This window comes from Mitsuaria sp. BK041 (assembly GCF_014193085.1).
GTDB lineage: Bacteria > Pseudomonadota > Gammaproteobacteria > Burkholderiales > Burkholderiaceae_C > Roseateles.
In genome coordinates, this window is the sequence record NZ_JACHYT010000001.1 from 1599775 (window position 1) to 1616648 (window position 16874).

13 protein-coding genes and 1 tRNA gene are annotated in these 16874 nt (G+C 65.5%); 8 read left to right on the forward strand and 6 right to left on the reverse strand.

Going from position 1 to position 16874, the window contains the following annotated elements; genetic code table 11:
• Positions 1–102: 102 nt before the first annotated feature.
• Together FHT38_RS07015 and FHT38_RS07020 are read right to left on the reverse strand one after the other, a co-directional pair.
• On the reverse strand, positions 103–1809 hold the full coding sequence (locus tag FHT38_RS07015; RefSeq protein ID WP_183490903.1) for a jacalin-like lectin: 1707 nt from the start codon (positions 1807–1809) through the stop codon (positions 103–105).
• Positions 1810–1944: 135 nt separating this feature from the next.
• Positions 1945–2439, reverse strand: coding sequence for a heme-binding protein (locus FHT38_RS07020; protein WP_091723902.1), 495 nt, complete (start codon positions 2437–2439; stop codon positions 1945–1947).
• Between the two features lie 171 nt (positions 2440–2610).
• On the opposite strand from FHT38_RS07020, the gene FHT38_RS07025 reads away from it, so the two are divergent.
• The 5 genes from FHT38_RS07025 (at position 2611) to FHT38_RS07045 (ending at position 10184) form a co-directional block, all read left to right on the forward strand.
• A complete protein-coding gene (locus tag FHT38_RS07025) occupies positions 2611–4125 on the forward strand; it encodes an ATP-binding protein (protein WP_183490905.1) in 1515 nt (504 codons plus the stop codon).
• Positions 4115–4741 carry a response regulator transcription factor gene (locus FHT38_RS07030; protein WP_183490907.1) on the forward strand — a complete coding sequence of 209 codons (627 nt, stop codon included), beginning with the start codon at positions 4115–4117 and terminating at the stop codon, positions 4739–4741. The genes FHT38_RS07025 and FHT38_RS07030 overlap by 11 nt, the downstream gene beginning before the upstream one ends.
• Before the next feature lie 191 nt (positions 4742–4932).
• The gene (locus tag FHT38_RS07035) at positions 4933–7953 is read left to right on the forward strand and encodes a two-component regulator propeller domain-containing protein (protein WP_183490909.1); all 3021 of its coding nucleotides are present in this window, start codon (positions 4933–4935) and stop codon (positions 7951–7953) included.
• Positions 7954–8256: 303 nt separating this feature from the next.
• On the forward strand, positions 8257–9291 hold the full coding sequence (locus FHT38_RS07040; protein ID WP_183490911.1) for a DGQHR domain-containing protein: 1035 nt from the start codon (positions 8257–8259) through the stop codon (positions 9289–9291).
• Positions 9292–9293: 2 nt separating this feature from the next.
• The gene (locus tag FHT38_RS07045) at positions 9294–10184 is read left to right on the forward strand and encodes a hypothetical protein (protein WP_183490914.1); all 891 of its coding nucleotides are present in this window, start codon (positions 9294–9296) and stop codon (positions 10182–10184) included.
• A 782-nt stretch (positions 10185–10966) separates the two neighbouring features.
• Here the strand turns inward: FHT38_RS07045 and FHT38_RS07050 are convergent.
• Positions 10967–12169, reverse strand: coding sequence for a hypothetical protein (locus FHT38_RS07050; RefSeq protein ID WP_183490916.1), 1203 nt, complete (start codon positions 12167–12169; stop codon positions 10967–10969).
• 269 nt (positions 12170–12438) lie between these two features.
• On the opposite strand from FHT38_RS07050, the gene FHT38_RS07055 reads away from it, so the two are divergent.
• From FHT38_RS07055 to FHT38_RS25725, 3 genes are all read left to right on the forward strand, one after another.
• Positions 12439–12588: a transposase gene (locus FHT38_RS07055; RefSeq protein WP_183490918.1), complete on the forward strand. Its 150-nt coding sequence runs from the start codon at positions 12439–12441 to the stop codon at positions 12586–12588.
• Positions 12589–12835: 247 nt separating this feature from the next.
• On the forward strand, positions 12836–13075 hold the full coding sequence (locus FHT38_RS07060; RefSeq protein ID WP_183490920.1) for a hypothetical protein: 240 nt from the start codon (positions 12836–12838) through the stop codon (positions 13073–13075).
• A gap of 193 nt (positions 13076–13268) precedes the next feature.
• Positions 13269–13529: an integrase core domain-containing protein gene (locus FHT38_RS25725; protein WP_404935695.1), complete on the forward strand. Its 261-nt coding sequence runs from the start codon at positions 13269–13271 to the stop codon at positions 13527–13529.
• A 268-nt stretch (positions 13530–13797) separates the two neighbouring features.
• Here the strand turns inward: FHT38_RS25725 and FHT38_RS07070 are convergent.
• The 3 genes from FHT38_RS07070 to FHT38_RS25730 all read right to left on the reverse strand — a co-directional run bounded on the left by FHT38_RS07070 (position 13798) and on the right by FHT38_RS25730 (position 16724).
• A tRNA-Ala gene (locus tag FHT38_RS07070) sits at positions 13798–13873 on the reverse strand.
• Positions 13874–13964: 91 nt separating this feature from the next.
• Positions 13965–15443: a hypothetical protein gene (locus FHT38_RS07075; protein ID WP_183490924.1), complete on the reverse strand. Its 1479-nt coding sequence runs from the start codon at positions 15441–15443 to the stop codon at positions 13965–13967.
• Between the two features lie 132 nt (positions 15444–15575).
• Positions 15576–16724 (reverse strand): NlpC/P60 family protein, encoded by a 1149-nt coding sequence (locus FHT38_RS25730; protein WP_404935696.1) that lies wholly within the window; start codon positions 16722–16724, stop codon positions 15576–15578.
• Positions 16725–16874 lie beyond the last annotated feature (150 nt).

Consider the following 16874-nt stretch of genomic DNA (forward strand, 5'->3'; position numbering starts at 1 on the left):
CCGCTCCGTGAAGTAAGGCGCCCGAGCGCCTGTCGCGGCCGTGTGCCCTCGGGCCGTGGCCGCGTGCCTCGTCGTGGCGAGGCGCTCGAGCGCCTCGGGCGCTCAGGGCTTCTGTTTCCAGAGCTGGTTGCTGGCGCCCTGGTAGCGGCTGGTCTTGAGGGCGCTGCCCGCCGTGCCGGTGCCATCCACCGCCTGGTCGGGCGCGGTGCGCAGCGTGAAGCGGCCACTCGCGGCGTCGAAGCTGAAGCGCTGGTTGGCGCTGCCGGTGCACTGCGCCACCACGAGGGCGGCGCCGTCGGCATAGCCGCCGCCGTTGTCCAGGCAGAAGTGCGGGTCGAGCATGCTGCGCACCAGGCCCGTGGTGGCGTCGTAGTTCCAGGTCTGGCTGACGCTGCCGCTGCAGCTGGACTGCAGCACGGCGTTGCCGTCCGCGGCCCGCGACTGGTTCAGGTCCATGCACAGGCCCGACTGGACGTTCACCAGGCGCGTGGCCGCGGCCTTGGCGCCGGTGTTCGAGACCACCGGCGCGTATACCGCGCCCAGCTTGTCCACCTCATCGCCATCGCGGCCATGGAAGCCGACGATGGCCCAGCCCGACGGCGCGGTGAAGGTCGTGCAGCTGCCGCTCGTGCTGCCACCGGCCAGCGTGCGGTGCGCGCTGGTGGTGAAGGCGGCCGAGAAGATGCGGGTCTGGCCCTTGTACTGATCGGCGCACAGGCTGGCCGAGGTCAGCACCTCGCCATCGGCCAGCGTGAGCGCCTGCTCGTTGCCGCCGGTGCCGCCGTGTCCGAGCGGGAAGCCGTTGGACAGCACCACCTCGACCCGGTCCACGCGGCTGCCGCTGCGGATCTTGAGCTGGCGCACCGCCGGGCTGGCGGGCAGCAGGTTCACGTCGTTGAAGCTGGTGCCGTGCGGGCCGCCGACGGTGTCGCTCAGGCGGCGGTTGTCGGCGGTGCTCCACTTCCACTGCGTGGAGACCGGACGATGGTCCGACAGCTCGGTGCCGTTCGCGTCCACAGCATCGGTGCGTACCGCGTAGCCGGACGGCGTGAGCGTGATCAGGCCATTGCCGCGGAACAGCACCTTGTCCACGACCTCGCAGCTGGCGCTGGTGACGGCCGGCTCGCACAGGAGCGCGTCGCCCACCGGCGGCACGCTGCCACCACGCACGCCCTGGATCCAGGCGTCGGTGAAGCCATGGCGCAGGAACTGGCCCATGTTGTCGCCACCGCGCGTGTAGCGGGTGTTGGTGTCGCCGAAGACGATCACCGCGTTGCCGGCCGATTCCGACTCGATGTAGGCGAGCATCTGCTCGACGTTCTTGCGGCGCGCGGCCAGGTCCGCGGTCTCCACCTGGGCCTGCGCGTGCAGGTTGTAGATGTCGACGTAGACGCCTTCGGCCAGGCGCGTGCGCGCCATCGTGAAGCCCTTGGGCGTGAGGCAGTCGACGCCGTTGCAATCGCTCCAGCGCACGCGCGCCAGATCGTCGAACGGGAAGCGGCTCATCGTGTTGAGGCCGCTGCCGACGCCGGCGCCGCCGCTGGTCGGGGTGCGGAAGGCGTGGTCGTCGCAGGCGTCGTACAGGTCGGCGTGGTAGTTGAAGTCCTCTTCCACGTTGACGATGTCGAAGGCCTTGACGTAGCAGCTGATCTTCCTGGTCGCGGTGGCGCGGTCGCCCGCCGCGCTGGAGGCGCCCTGGGGCAGGCCCGCGACGTTGTAGGCGAGGGTGCTGAAGCTGCCGCTGGCGGCGAAGGCGCCGCCGCAGGCGAGCAGCGAGGCGAGGGCGAGGGGAAGCAGACGAAGGTGCATGGGGAGTCCTTGGTGGATGCTCGGAAAGCCGGCGCATCTTCTTCACGCCAGGTGACGCCCCAGTGGCGGAATCCTCTCCAGGACATCACCGATGCCCGCCGCGTCGCCATGTGGGCAGAGTGGCGGGTCCCTGGCTCAGCGGTCCAGGCGCGAGGCCTTGGCGATGCCCGCCAGGGCGCATTGCTCGTCCAGTTGGCCGCCGGGGGCGCCCCCCACGCCCACGGCGCCGATGACCTCGTCGCCCACCTTCACGGGCACGCCGCCGCCCAGCAGCAGGAAGCCGGGGATGTGCGCGAGGTTCGCTGCCGCGGGGACCCGTTGCGCGCGCTCCATCATCGTCAGCGTGTTTTCCCGGGCCGACGCCGCGGTGTAGGCCTTCAGGCGGCTGGAATCGATCGTGTGAGGGCCGCTGCCGTCGGCGCGCTGGACGGCGCGCACGGTGCCCGCGCGGTCCACCACCGTGGCGCTCACGGCATAGCCGTTGGCGCTGCAGGTGGCCACGGCCTGCGCCGCGATCTGCGTCGCGAGCTCCAGCGACATGTCCTTGCGATCGCGCAGGCCTTCGGCATGGGCGGCGCCGACGGCGATCAGCGACAGGGTGACGGCGACTTTGGCGAGGGAATGCTGCATATGTTTTCCGGTAACGACCTTCTGCGGTGGGGGCCGGCACCACCCGTTGTGGCGCCGTGAGCGGACTGTAGAAAGGCCGCCTCTTCCCGCCCATTCGGTCGGCCACGCGCGCGCCTCCGTACAACTACGCAGTGCGCGACGGCGGCCGCCCCCGGCCCCAGAATGCCGGCCATGATCGGAACTGGACGCGGTGGTCCCGCAAGGCTTGGTGTGGCGGCCCTGCTCGTGTGGATGGTGGTGGCGTGCGCGGGCGCGGCCTTCCTCGCCCATGCGCGCCTGCAGGAACTGCGGGCCGATTTCGAGACCGACGGGCGGATCGCACACCGCCGGATCAGCCAGCGGGTGGTCCAGTACGACGCGGTGATGGCCACGCTGACCCTGTTGCAGCCCACGGCCGTCGAAGGCGGGGCGCCGGTCACGCGCCTCGCGTCGGTGTATCCGCAGATCCTGACCGTCCTGCAGCGGACCGCCGCCGGTGCCTGGCCCGCCCTGCTGGCGGCCCCGCTGGCGGCCGCGGAGGCGGCTTCGCGCGCGTCGGGCCGGCCCGAGATGGCCTTGGCCGATCTGCGCTCGGGCCGTTATTACCTGGTGATGGCGGGGTCCCCGGCGAGCTACGCGCTGCAGATCGACCTGAAGGCCACGGTGCCCTATGACGAGTGGCCCATGGATGTCGCCTCCAGCCCGGTCCGCGTCACGCTGGAACTGGGGGACGCGGCCTTCGTGGTGCAGCCGGGCCGCCCTCGGCAGGCCAGCGTGGGATGGACCTACGACTTCCACAAGCGCCTCATGGTGCGGAGCCAGCCCCTGGACGTCGTGGCCCACCGCACGGTTGAACTGCGCGAGCTGCCCTGGCTGGCCATCCTGGCCTGGTGCGCGCTGACGGCGGGCGTGGGGGCCGGCGGCCTGGCCGCATGGCGCCAACGCGCATCGCGTCGGCGGATGGAGGAGCTGCTGCGCCTGGGCCAGGTCGCCCGCCTCAATGCGCTGGGCGAGCTGGCGGCGGGGATGGCGCATGAGCTGAACCAGCCGCTGACGGCGCTGCTGTCCAGCACGCAGGCGGCGAAACGGCTGCTGGTCGAAGATCCGCCCGAACTCGACGCCGCCCGGACCGCCATGGTCCGCGCCGTGGAGCAGGCCCATCGCGCCTCGGCGGTGGTGGGGCGGCTGCGCCGGCTGGTGGAACGCCCGGACCTGGCGGCCGACGTGCAGCCCTTGTCGCTGGCCGCCGCCACGCAGGACGTGCTGCGCCTGCTCGAGCCCGACCTGGCGGAGCGCCGGATCGCGACCACGGTCTCCACCGACCCCGGGCTGCCTTCGGTGCTCGCGGAGCCGATCTCGCTGCAGCAGATCATCCACAACCTGCTGATGAACGCGCTGCAGGCGCTGGAGCAGGTGCCGCCTGGCGAGCGTCGCCTGAGCATCGCCATGACGGCGGCGGAGCACGGACAGGCCACGCTGTCGGTGCGCGATCAAGGTCCCGGCATCGCGCCGGAGGCGCGTCGGCGCCTGTTCGAGCCGTTCTACTCCACGCGTCCGGGCGGGCTCGGGCTGGGCCTGACGCTGTGCGAAAGCCTGGCGCAGGCCATGGGCGCGCGCCTGACCATGGCGCCCCAGGCGCCGTCGGCACCGCGCGGGGCCGAGTTCATCCTGACCCTGTCCAGCGCCGCGGCTAGCCATGACCGATAACGCCTCGTCCCTCTCTCCGCTGATCCATCTGGTGGACGACGATGCCGCGGTGCGCGACGGCCTGAGCCAGCTCATCGGCACGGTGGGACTGCGCGTGCGGGCCTGGGCGGATCCGCAGGTGTTCCTGGCGGAGTTCGATCGCGTGGGCATCGGCGCCATCGTCCTGGACCTGCGCATGCCGGTGATCGGCGGGATGACCGTGCTGGAGCGCTTGCTGGCGGGCGGCGTGGACCATCCGGTCATCCTGCTGACCGGCCACGGCACCGTGGAGATGTGCCGGCGTGCCTTCAAGGCCGGTGCCGCCGAGTTCCTGGAGAAACCCGTCGACGACGAGGTGCTGATCGAGGCCTTGCAGAGTGCCGTCCGGCAGCACGTGCGCTCGCGCGAGCGGCACCGGGCCGATCGGCAGGCGCGCGAGTGCTACGCCCAGTTGTCGCCGCGCGAGCGCGAGGTGCTCGGGTTCATCGTCGAAGGCTTGACCAACAAGGAGATCGGGCGCGCGTTGACCCTGTCGCCGCGCACGGTGGAGGCCCACCGGGCCAACCTGTTCGCCAAGCTCGGGATGAACTCGCTGGCGCAACTGATACGGCGGTTCGCGTCCATCGCGCAAGCCTGATCCGCGCCGGATCCTGACGACGTCCTGTCCAAGGCATCACCAATGAATCACGCACGATCGGCCGTCGCTGAATGGCCGACAACGATGCCAAGTTCAGGCGCAGGATTGAAGGTTTTCGCGCTTCTTCGTCCATGCGACCCCCGGATTCCTGCAGCCGTTCCGTCAGCCCGGACCCGTCCAAGGCCCCCGCGATGCGCAGGCGCATCGCGGGGTGGGCCCTTGCCGCCCTGGCCGCGGGGCTCGTGCTGGCCGGCGCGGGCGCGCGGGCCGAGCGCATCGTGCTCGAGTCCTACCAGGAAGACCAGGGCCTGACCAACCTCACCTCGCAGTGCCTGGTGCAGGACCCGCGGGCGAGGCTGTGGATCTGCACCGCCAACGGGCTGTTCAGGTTCGACGGTTTCCGCATCCATGCGGAACCGCTGCCGAAGGAGGCGGGAGGGTATTCGTACGGGGCTCGCGTGGACGTCAGCGGCCGCCTCTGGCTCCTGACGGAAGGGGGCGTGTTCGTGCGCGACGACGGGCGCAAGGACGGGCAGGACGGCCCCGCCTGGACGGAGCTTCTCAAGCCCGACGGCAAGCACCTGCACGTCACCTCCGGCCAGCAGCTGGAACTGGACCGGCAGGGCAGGGTCTACGCCATCGATGAAGACCGGCTCCTCTGGACCGCCACCGCCGCGGGTGCGCTGGGCAGCTCGCTGATGGTTCAGCGGATGGCCATTCCCCAGCTGCAGTCCCGCCCCGAGCAACTGCTCCCGATGCGGCAACGCGGCGAGGCGCTCTGGTTCGGCTGCGGCTCGCAGCTGTGCGAGTGGCGCGATGGCCGCGTGCAGCAGTGGGGGCCGGTGCAGGGTCTGCCGCAAGACGTGTGGGGCCAACTCCTCGTGTCGCGCGATGGCAGTCTCTGGGCCCGCAGCAGCCGGCGCCTGGCCCGGCTGGCGCCCGGCTCGACGCGCTTCGCCGTCGTGGCGGCGCCACCGCGGCAGTGGGTGTATGGCGACAACGGCCTGGCCGAGGACGAGCACGGCCTCATCCTCGTCCTGACGACCCGCGGCCTTGCCGCCTGGAACGGTGAACGCTGGCGCGAGTGGACCCAGGACGACGGCCTGCCGGAGACACCGCTGCGCGGGCTGATGTTCGACGCGGAAGGGTCGTTGTGGCTGGGCACCAATGCGCGCGGCGTCCATCGCTGGGTCGGCTACGGCCGGGCGGAGCATTGGACCGGTGCCTCGGGCCTGCCCGCGCCGGCCGTGCTCGACGTGGCGCGCGACGGAAAGGGCCGGCTCTGGGCGGCGACCGCGAACGGCGTGGCCTGGTTCGACGCCGCGGCCCGCAGGTTCCGCAAGGTGAAGCTGCCGACGACCCGGCCGTCCGGCCTGGTCCATCGCCTGGCGGTGGACCAGGCGGGGGACCTGTGGTGGGTGGACGCCGGCCAGGTGATCCGCGTGAAGGCCGGAGAGGACCAGGGGCGCGTCGTTGCCGGCGATACCGGACTGCAGACGATCTCGCAGGGGGCGGGCCGGGTCTACGCATCCGGCAGCGACGGCCTCGAGCTGATCGAGCTGTCCGAGGGGCGCCTGCGCCGCCACAAGATCGGCGCCGGGCGCTTCGATCCGCGTTATGACATCCGCGTCCTGTCGGACGGCGCGCGGGAGGACTTCGTCGTCAGCGGACGGGATCTCTGGCGGCACCAGCCGGAGGGCTGGACCCCCGTGGCGGACGCGCAGGGCGATTGGATCGACGCGCTGCAGGCGATGGTGCTGGACCACACGGTGTGGGCGGGAGGCACGTCGGGACTGGGCATCCACGCGCTGTCGGGGGCCACGGCGCGCCAGTTGCAGTTCCTGCCCAAGTCCGCCTTCGGGGGCGCGGCCGCGGCCAGCCTCCACGCGGACCTCGACGGGCGGCTGTGGATGGGCACCGACCAGGGGGTCTTCATCCGCTCAACCGGGGGCGACTGGTCGCGGCTGGATCGCCGCACCGGCCTGGTCTGGAACGACGTGACGCCGGCCTTCCTGGCCGACGCCGACGGCAGCATCTGGATCGGCACCGGCGCCGGGTTGACGCACCTGCTGCCGGGGAACACGCAAGCGCCATTGCCCGCGCTGCGGCTGGAGGACATGGTGTTCGGCAGCACGAGCACCCGGGTGCCGCCGTTGGAGCCGGTGCCGTGGCGGGACCGCACGCTGCGCATCGCGGTGGGGACGGCTGGCTTCTCCCGGGCGCGTTCGCTGCGGATCGAATACCGCCTTGGCGCGGAGTCGCCCTGGCGGACCTCGCAGAGCGCCGTGATCGACCTGGGCGCGCTCGAGTCCGGCGAGCACACGTTGGAGGTGCGCGCCGGCGGGCTGACGAGCGTGGAAGCACCGGGGCCGGTGATGCGCCTTGCGTTCGACGTGCTTCCTCCCTGGTGGAACTCGCGCGAGGCACGCGCCGCGGCCGCCGTGTCCTTGATGCTGCTGTGGTGGCTGTCCATCCGATGGTCGCGCCGGCGCGATCGCGAGCGGCAACGGCAACTGGAAGCCGCCGTCGCGGAACGCACCGCGGCCCTGGCGGACTCGGAGGCGGCGCTGCTCCGTCTGGGCGAGTACAACGCGCATGCCCTGGAGGAGGAGCGATTGCGCGTCTCCCGCGAGCTGCATGACGAGCTGGGCCAGCAACTGGCCGCGCTGAAGATGGAAGTGTCGGTGGCGAAGATGCGGCAGAACGCCGGCGGTTCGGCGCATTCCCTGGATCCGGACCTGTTGCTGGGTCGTGTCGACCGGCTGGTGAGCACGGTGCGCGGTCTGGTGTCGCAGTTGCGGCCTTCGGCGCTGGATGGTGGTCTCGAAGCGGCGCTGCAATGGCTGGCGGCTGAGTTCACGTCCAACACCGCGTTGCCCTGCAGCCTGCAGGTGGATCCGGACACGCGCGAGATCCCGTTGCCGATGGCCACGATGGTGTTCCGCATCGCCCAGGAGTCGCTCACCAACGTGCGACGCCATGCCCAGGCCAGCCGCGCCTCCCTGCGCTTGGCGCGCGAAGGCGCCGGCTGGCTGTTGAGCATCGGCGACGACGGCATCGGCTTCGATCCGCTCGCCCGCCGGGACGGCTTCGGGGTGCTGGGCATGCAGGAGCGCGCCCGGCTGCTCGGTGGCAGCCTTCAGGTGCAGAGCGAGCCGGGGGCGGGGACGCGGGTGATGCTGGGCTTTGCGGCGGTGCCGGCGGTGGGTTGAGCGCGGCGGGGGCGAGCGTCGCCGCGGCGATTCAGACGATGCGCTTGCGCGGCTGACGCTCGTCGCCATCGAACTTCGCGCGCGCCGCCTTCCCTTGGAGCTTCGTGGCTGCCGGCGCGCGCAGGGTGGAGGCGCCACCCTTACTGAAATACGCAGCCTCCGTCAGAAAAAGGAACTAGCAATATAGGAAGGTCTGTGCAGCGAGACCCCAAGTGGCGCACTCTATGCCTTCGGCGCACAACACGGCGCTTTTGGTTCCATCAGAATGGTAATCTCACGGCACGCAGCTACGCGGAGGGAAAGATGGTTACAGGACGACGAGTCGCAGGTAAAAGGGCTGTTGCGAGAAAGGCGTTCGCCGCCTTCAACCTTTCACACGGGGAGGTTGGCTTGTTTTCTCTGGCACTTAAGCCAAGTGAAATATTTCCATTTACGCGCGTATCTCGCGTGGATGAGGATCAGGAAGCTGGTTTTCAAAGAGCGTTAGACGCCCATCGAGTAAAAAGAATCGCTGAATACATTAAGGAAGGGAAGGTTGTTCCCGGTGCCATAATTTTGAGCGCACAGGATCCTGAAAGAATTAACTTCAATGCGGACACTGGAAAGCTTTCTTTTCCCGCTGAAGAGGGGTTCTTCTTGGTTATTGACGGGCAGCATCGCTTATATGGGTCTGTGAAAGCTGAAGCCGACCATGGTTGCCAGATCCGCGTCCCCGTATGCATTCTCACTAATCTAACTCATCCCGAAGAAGTTCAATATTTTATTGATATCAACGGAAATCAAAAAGGGGTTTCAAAGACGCTGCGCATCGAGTTGACGAAGTTTTTGGTCGAGGAGGAATCCTCTGATGCTATTCGTCTACGTCTGTTTGAGGACTTTAATTCGGACCCAGAATCGCCTCTCTTCGGTCACCTGTCTGCAACCCAGCGCAGTGTTGGATATATCTCCCACGTGCCTTTCAAGGCGGCTCTTGATCGAATATTGGATAAGGACCCGCTTAAGAAGTTTGATTATGACAAAAAGAAGAAGCTTCTTAATAACTACCTCGCGGGGGTTGCCGATAACTTGTTTGAGGTTGATCAGGGTAAACGGTTGTATCAATCTGCATTCTTTCAGGCAATATTTCGAGTCTTTGAGAAGGCCTGCGAGATTGCTCTAATGTATCATCGAAATTATAGCGAGAATGCGTTCTCACAAATTTTCAGGTTTTTGCAGGATCTTAATTTTGAGACGCACAGTGGAAGTAACGAAGATGCAATTGCCATGCTTGCCAAGGAAATATCATTGATGCTAGACGTTTCGCTCACGACGGCTAAAGTGTCTGACGATCTGCTCTAAAAATGCGTAGCGCCGACGCATTGGGAAGAGTATTGCGAGCGAATCTTGCGTCGATATTGCAGGAGGCCGGGCAACTATACATCAAGGATCTTCAATTCGAAGACTCGTTAAAAACACGAATATTGGAAGATCCCCTTTTTTGCATTCAAGCGATCTCCAATGACTCTTTCAAAGTGGTGGCCTTGCCGCATGATGTGTGTCGTTCAATTGTGCGAGACTATTATTTTGGGTATGAACGTGTAAAGGCTCAATGGGAAAGTACCACAGTGTTGGTAAACGAGGGGAAGGTTGCTTGGGCTGTGGTCTCTGCATACTATTGTTCGTTCTTTGCAGCTATTGAGGCGCTGCGTCTATGCCGTAGTCATGCTCTGTCACTTACGAGCGACGAAGCAAGAACGGTTTGCGGAAAAATGGCCGGACCATACGTGGCAAAGCTATTTGAGAGGCGAAATTTCAAAGGTGTAATTTCTGCAGATTATTCGGAGATCGGATATACATCGTCGGGTGAAAGGCCACACCAGGCTGCGTGGCGATTGCTCAACGATCAAGTGCTACCAAGCGTTCCAAAGTCTAGTGCGGCGTGGCTCGAAATACTTAAGTTCTCCAATATGTGCGAAGGTAGGGGCGGATGGGAGATTCCGAGTGATATTAGAAATCGCTGGAACTACCGGGACTCCGCATACTTTGGCAATCACGGAAGGATATCTTCGAACCCCTTTTTGAAATTGATCCGTGAGGAATCGGCGGCATCAAGTTGGATTCGCGGACAAGTGGGGGTTCGGTCGGAGAACGATGCCGCTGCTTCGATGGGTGCTCTCGCAAAGTTGCTGCACTTGGCCATCTGTGATTCGTTCGACTACGGTTTCATGTCGTCGCGTAACGTGCTGGGCTAGTTACCTTGCTGTGCTGGCGACGCTTCTCAATCGCCCAATTCCCTAGTTTTCCCACGCACTCTTGGTCATCGGGAGATTGCTCGATATTGCCCCCGGGTACAGGGCCGCCATGTATCACCGATGCAGTTCGGTCGGTGATGCTGACCAGCGTCGAGGCCCGCAGTTGAGTCGGGCGCCTTAACCATAAGGCCGCTCTTGTTCCGGTGGTAGGCGCGGATGTCTTCCCAGATCTTCTGGATGTTCTCAGCAGCCAGCGCGGCTCACGCCTTCCCAATATTTTCGTGGCTCACCGGTCCGGTAGGCGATGTCCACCATGATCGCGCGTGGGAATCCCGTCATTCGCGTCCAGAGGGTCAGCGCGGTTGCCTCTGCGGAATTGCTCCGGACTTTTTGCAGGGCGGTGCCGCGACCTCAATGAGGCGCTTCACTCGGGTCCGACGTAAGGGGCTTACCTTGATGGGCTTCACGCTGCTGGTCATTGGAACGCCGGCTCGCTTCAGTTCGCTGCCCATGGTGGTTGTGTGCTCGCGCAGGTTGTAGCCCGAGCCGAAGTTAATGCCGGCTCTGATTGGTTATTGATAGGCCATGGGTGACACTCCTCTCGCATAGCGATGAGGAAATTGGCGGGGAGACCACATGCTCGACGCCCTTGCCGGTCACCGGGGAAGCGGCCAACATCAGCTGCGAGTTGAAGTCGAAACTCGGAGCACGGGAGCTTGATATCTGGATTCTGAAGGCAGGCGGGGGTAACGTAGTAGGTAGGTTGAAGGTCGTCGCAATGACTATTTGGACTGGATCGAGCCGCTTAGGCTCGGTGCGCACACTGAATCTGGCTCGTCTCTGCAATCATTGCAGTAAAGATTTGCGTCGCGATAGCAAACCTTTCGATATCCATCCAGTGGAAGATTGCATGCCTGCGTCTGACACCACGCGCCAGGATAACTTAAGAGGTCTTTCGCAAAAATACTCTTATTAATAATATTCGAGCTCGGTCGGGTCCCCGGTAGCGCAGCTTTGAAAGTAACAACGGAAGATTTTTCGTTGCTGCCTAGCGAAGTGGTTGTCGAACGAATTCGTATCTCCTCGCTTGGAGTTGTTCCTTGACAGTCTGCCACAGTGGGTTCGTATTGCGACTGGGTAACCTTTCCTGCAGTTGCCGCCTCAACTGTAATGTACCCTTCGAAAGGGAACGTCCTCAAGCTCGGGTCTGGCAGAAGATCAGAAGCCTTGAATAAGTTTGAGAGATTAGGTTCTAATTGACCGTCGGCAATCATTTTGGCTGAAAATGGTAATCTCAATTTCCTAACCAACGTTCGATATTCTATTTTCAGTTTAGTTTTTGCGGGTACTGAAGCGGATATGGTTTGGGACTGATTTGTTGTCTCGGATCGTGATTCCTGCGTGGCATTGGCGGTTTGGATTTGTGCGGTAAAAGTCGAACTGCCGCCGATGGTTGTGTCGCCAGGCAGTTTAATGCTTAGCGAGCCTTGCAGTGCTTTTGCGGCGGAGGTGGTTTTAGTCACCGTAACTGCAAATCCCGTTTGAATAGTCTGAGTTAAGGTCCTTTGGGCGCTATATTGGACGCTTGAGCAATTTATCAAGTCATCGGAAGTAATAATCACCTTGTCTGGGAGTGAAGTGATAAGTTCTTCTTGTATGGATAGGTCATCAAGTCTCTGAATCTCTGCGCTAGAAACACTCGCTGGTGTCGAAAAATTTTCAATACGACGCTCTTCAATTTCGACACATTCGCGGCAGCGTGCGCCCGATGGTTCTGGTGTTGTGGAAAGAAACTTATTGAAGCACGGTTCGCTATAGCAGACTGTCTTCTTTTCTGAAATGGTTCGTTGCTTCGTTACAGGAAAGCCAGCTAACCTTTTATTTAGTTCAGAAGCGGCGTCTGTGATAGAGGTTGTATTAGATTGGGCGATTGCTGCGCTTGGCAGCAAGATCGTCAACATCATACAAATGGACTTGATGTACATGTCGATCCTCTCAAGTCGAAAGGGGGCATGACAGCAGGTTTGCTTAGGTGTGTAAAGCTGGAGGGCGCTCAAATCTAATCAAAATTGATGAGAGGGGCTTTGTTCAACTCTGTTCTCTTGTCCCAGTGGCGTGCAAATGCTTTATCAGCTTGGCGGCCACCTGATGGGGGCACATCAAGGCTCGTGCAGGAATAGATACTGGTGCGCTGAAGGCTCCTCAAAATCTTGGTCCAGCTGGAAGTAGCGATCCAACCCCATGGAGCCTCTGCATGAAGAAATCCAGATTCACTGACAGCCAGATCGTTGTCATCCTCAAGGAGGTCGAGCTTGGCAAGGTTGGCGAGACGTGTCGCAAGCACGGCATCAGCGAACCGACGTACTACAAGTGGAAGAGCCGCTTCGCCGGCATGAACGTATAGAGCCTGGCGCAATTGCGGGAGTTGTAGGGCGAGAACGCGCAGTTCAGACGCATGTACGCGGAGCTGGCGCTGATGCACAGCGCGCTCAAGGATGTCGTCGAGCGAAAGCTCTAACCCCGGAGCGTCGCGAGCAGGTGGTGCAGGCGCGGATGTCCGACCGCGGCTTGAGTCAGCTTCAAGCCTGTCGAGCAAGCGGGATCGCCAGATCCAAGTTGCGCTACGGGCAGTGGCTGGCGACGATTCCGGGGTGATCGAGTTTCTCGAACGGCACATCGCGATCAACCTGCGGCATGGCTTCGGGTTGATCTACAACGGTGCTCGTCACCAAGGCAAGCCTTGGGGAAAGGCGGTGATGTGGCGCGTGTACTGTGATCTGCAGCTCAATCTGCCCAGACGTGGCAAGAAGCGATTGCCGGCGCGCACCAAGCGGCCCTTGAGCGGCTCGCGCGAACCCAACCAGCATATTGGGCTGCGACTTCATGGCTGATGCGCTCGCTCGGGCCGGCGCTTCAGGACGTTCAACGTCATCCACGAGTTCAACCGCGAGACGTTGCACATCGAGGTCGACACGAGTCTGCGGCAGCACGCGTGATCCGGGCCTTTAGCGAACTGGTCGAGGTGCGCGGCGCGCCGTCGTCGATCCGGCTGGACAACGCGCCAAAGTTCATCGCCCGGGCTTTATGCGACTGGGCCGCCGCCAACGGCATCGAGCTGCGTCACATCCAACCCGGCCAGCCTACCCAGAACGCCTATGTCGAGGCCTCAACAAGACCTACCGCACCGTGGTGCTGGACTGCTACGTCTTGGTTTTGCTGGCCGAAGTGCGGGCCGTGACTACCGTTTGGCTTCAGCGCTACAACCACCATCGGCCGCATGAGGCGCTGGGTCGCGTGCCGCCGGTCGAGTACCGTATGAAACGATTGCCCGACCTTTACTTCTGACTGGCACAGGAAGTCAAGGACGCTTCAAGCCTAATTTAGGCCGCGAAGCGCGACGCTGAAGTGCTTTTTCTGACCGCCCGTCAAAGCTCCTTCGGCGCGGCGTTCGGGATTAGTGGCGACCACCTTTGGTCACTAGATGCCAGTGTTCTTCGGCGCTTCCGCCGCGTCGTGATTAGCCCGAACGGCCGGTTAGATTGCCTTTGGAGGAAAAGGCAATGAGCCCTCAAAGACAAAAGCCCCAGAGGTTTCCCTCTGAGGCCGGATCTGTTGGTGGAGAGGAGGAGGATCGAACTCCCGACCTTCGCATTGCGAACGCGACGCTCTCCCAGCTGAGCTACCCCCCCAACGAAGACTCGGACTATAGCAGAGATTCCAGGGCGGACTGCAAGTGGGCGGGGACTGGCGCGGCATTCGCACCGCCGCCGGCTGCGGAGGTCACCAGCGGCAGCCCTTGTCGCGCGCGGCGTCGCGGACCAGGGGGACGACCGCCAGCAGCCCCTTGTCCGCGTATGCCTTGCGGCAGTCCTGCTGCCCGGCCTTGCGCATCTCCTCGGCCAGCGGGTCCTTGTCCTCGGGCGGCTTGGGCAGCGCCTGGATCACGCCGGACGGCGAGCCGCGCGGCCGCATCGGGCCGCGCGAAGGATTCATGTCGAGGTTCAGCTTGGGAGCGTTCGGCGGCGTCGAGGCGGGCGTCGCCACGTCGTGACCGACGCGCGCGCCAGCGTCTGGCGCGCCGACGCTGGGCTGCGTCGTCGTCGCTGTGGTCGAGCCGTCCAGCGAGACGCGGTTGGCCGGAGTGGGCGACGGCGTGGTCGCCGCTCTTGGCTGTGGAGGCGTCGTCTGGGCCGACGGCGTGGACGTTGCCGCGGGCGCCGGGGTCGGCGTGGGCGTGGGCGTGGGCGTGGGCGTGGGCGGGGCCGTCGGCGTTGGCGCAGGAGTCGGCGGTGCGGTCGCCGTGGGCGTTGCCGCGGCGGCCGGCGCCGGCATCGGCGGCGGTGCGGGCGCGGGGCTGGGTGCCGGTCGCGGGACCGGCGCTGGCGCGGCGGTCAAGGGCGGCAGTTCGGCAGGTGCCTTCAGTTCCGGCGGGAGCGGCGCGGGCGCCGAGCGCTCGATCGGCGCGCGCTCGATCCGCCGCACCGTGGTCGGCGTCTCGCTGAGGATCGGGGCCGGCCGCTCTGGCAGCTGCAAGGTCGGCGAGGGGGCCTGGAGCGCGTCCGTCGGTGCCGCGGGGCGCAGTGGCGTGGCCTCGCGGGCCGGCGCGATCGGCGTCGGTGCCGCGGTCATCGCCTCGCCGGGCGTCGTGAGCGTGGTGATCGCCGGGGCCGGCTCGGGCAAAGGCGCAAGCGCCGCGGCCGGAGAGGGGGGCGGAGCGGGCGGCGGGGCCGGTGTGGGCGAGGGCGCCGGCACGCGCGCCGGAGTCGGTGCGGGCGTCGTGAGCGTGGGCGGCGGTGGCGCCGGTGTCGGGGCGGGCTTTGGTGTCGGTGTCGGTGCCGGTGCCGGTGCCGGCGCCGCGGGCGGTGCGCTGCGATCCGCGGGGGCGTCCCCCGTCAATTCATCGCCGGGCTGTTGCCGCCACTGGCCCTGGCGAGCGGCGCCTGGGGCTTTCCGCTGCTCGGGCGTCGGCGGCGTCTCCCGGACCGCGCCGCCGGAGCGCGGCTGCTTCGCATCGCCGACCGGACCCCGCTCGGGCAGCACGACCGCGGGTGCGCCGGAGCCCGGCTCGTAGCGGTCGCCCTGCAGGCGCACGTTCAGCGGGCCCCAGATGCCTTCGCCGGGCTTGGCGGCGCCGCCCGGCGCATTGCCCACGACCAGCAGCAGCAGCACGTGCAGCAGCACGGCCAGCAGCAGGGCCTGCCCCATCTGGTCGGGTGCTCGCAGCAGCGGTGTCGAGGCGGGATCGAGGACGGCGGACAAGGTGGATCGCGGCGGTCAGCGCTGGGGCGCAGCATAGCCGGGATCCCAAAGGCGCCGTGTCAGGGCTTGCCTTCGGGGAAGCGTCGTTGGGAAGCGGGCGCAAGAACCGCCGCGACTGCGGCGGGTGCGGGTTCAGGTGCCTGCGTTGGCCTGGTTCAGGTCGGCGCGACGGGCGCCGGTGAAGCGCTTGGCCCAGTAGGCCTCGCGCATGTCCTCGACGCGGACCGCGCCGCCGACGCGCGGCGAGTGGATGAACTTGCCTTCGCCGACATAGATGCCGACATGCGAGAAGGTCGCGCGCATCGTGTTGAAGAAGACCAGGTCGCCCGGCTTCAGGTCTTCCTTCTTGATCGGGACCAGGCTGGACAGCTTGGCCTGCTCGTCGGCGCGGCGCGGCAGCACCAGGCCCACGCTCATCTCGAAGATGTGGCGGGTGAAGCCGCTGCAATCGAAGCCGTTGCTGACCGAGTTGCCGCCGCGCTTGTACGGCACGCCCAGGAAGTTCATCGCCGACAGGACCAGGTCGGAGGCCTTGTCGCGCACCTGGTTCAGCAGGCCTGGCGCGGCCGGATCGGCGCTCGGCGACATCTGCTGCGCCTGCGCGACGATGCCCCGCTGCTGCAGGAAGCGGGCGACCGAGTCGCTGGCATTGGCGTTGGCGTTGCCGACCGCGGCGCCCATCAGGGCGGTGGGCGGCAGCGCGGACGCGTTGGTGGTGGCGACGGGGGCAGGCGTTGCCGGTGCGGTGGCAACCAGCGCCGCGGTCGCGCCAGCGACGGCGGTCGTGGCGGCGGCGGTGCCTGCCGGCGTGCGCATCAGGCTCTGGCCGTAGGCGCCCATCATCGTGCCGGCCGGCGGCGCGGCTTCGGCGCGGGCATCGGCCTTGGCGTCCGGCGTTTTCGCCTCGGATCTGGCCGGCGCGGTTTTCTCCGAAGTCTTCTCTGCGGCTTTGTCTGCGGTCTTTTCCGCGACCTTCGCCTCCGGCCTGGCCGCGATGGCCTTGTCCGTGACAGCCTCGGAGGCGGTCGACGCCTTGTCGTCCTCGGCCTTGGCCTTGGGATCCTTGGCGCCGTTCTTCGACGCGACCGGCTTGGCGGCCTTCGTGTCCTTCGAGGCCTTGGCGGCGGTCTTCGCGCTCTTCGCTTCGGGCTTCTTCTTCGCGGCCGGCTTGGCCGGCGCCGCCTTGGCTTGCGCCTTGGGCTTGTCGGTGGTGGACGAGGTCGACTGTTGCGCCCAGCAACTTCCGCTCGCCAGGACGCAGATCAGCCCCAGTGCGGCCATGGCGCGCTGGAGCGAATTGCGAGAGGGAGCCGAGCGGGAGGGACGAACAGTTCTCATCGTTGTTGGGCGCGGAGACTAGGCACCATCTCCGTACCGGTCAAGCGCGAATGCCCGTGGGGCAGCGCCTGGCTAGGGAAAGTCCGGGCGTGG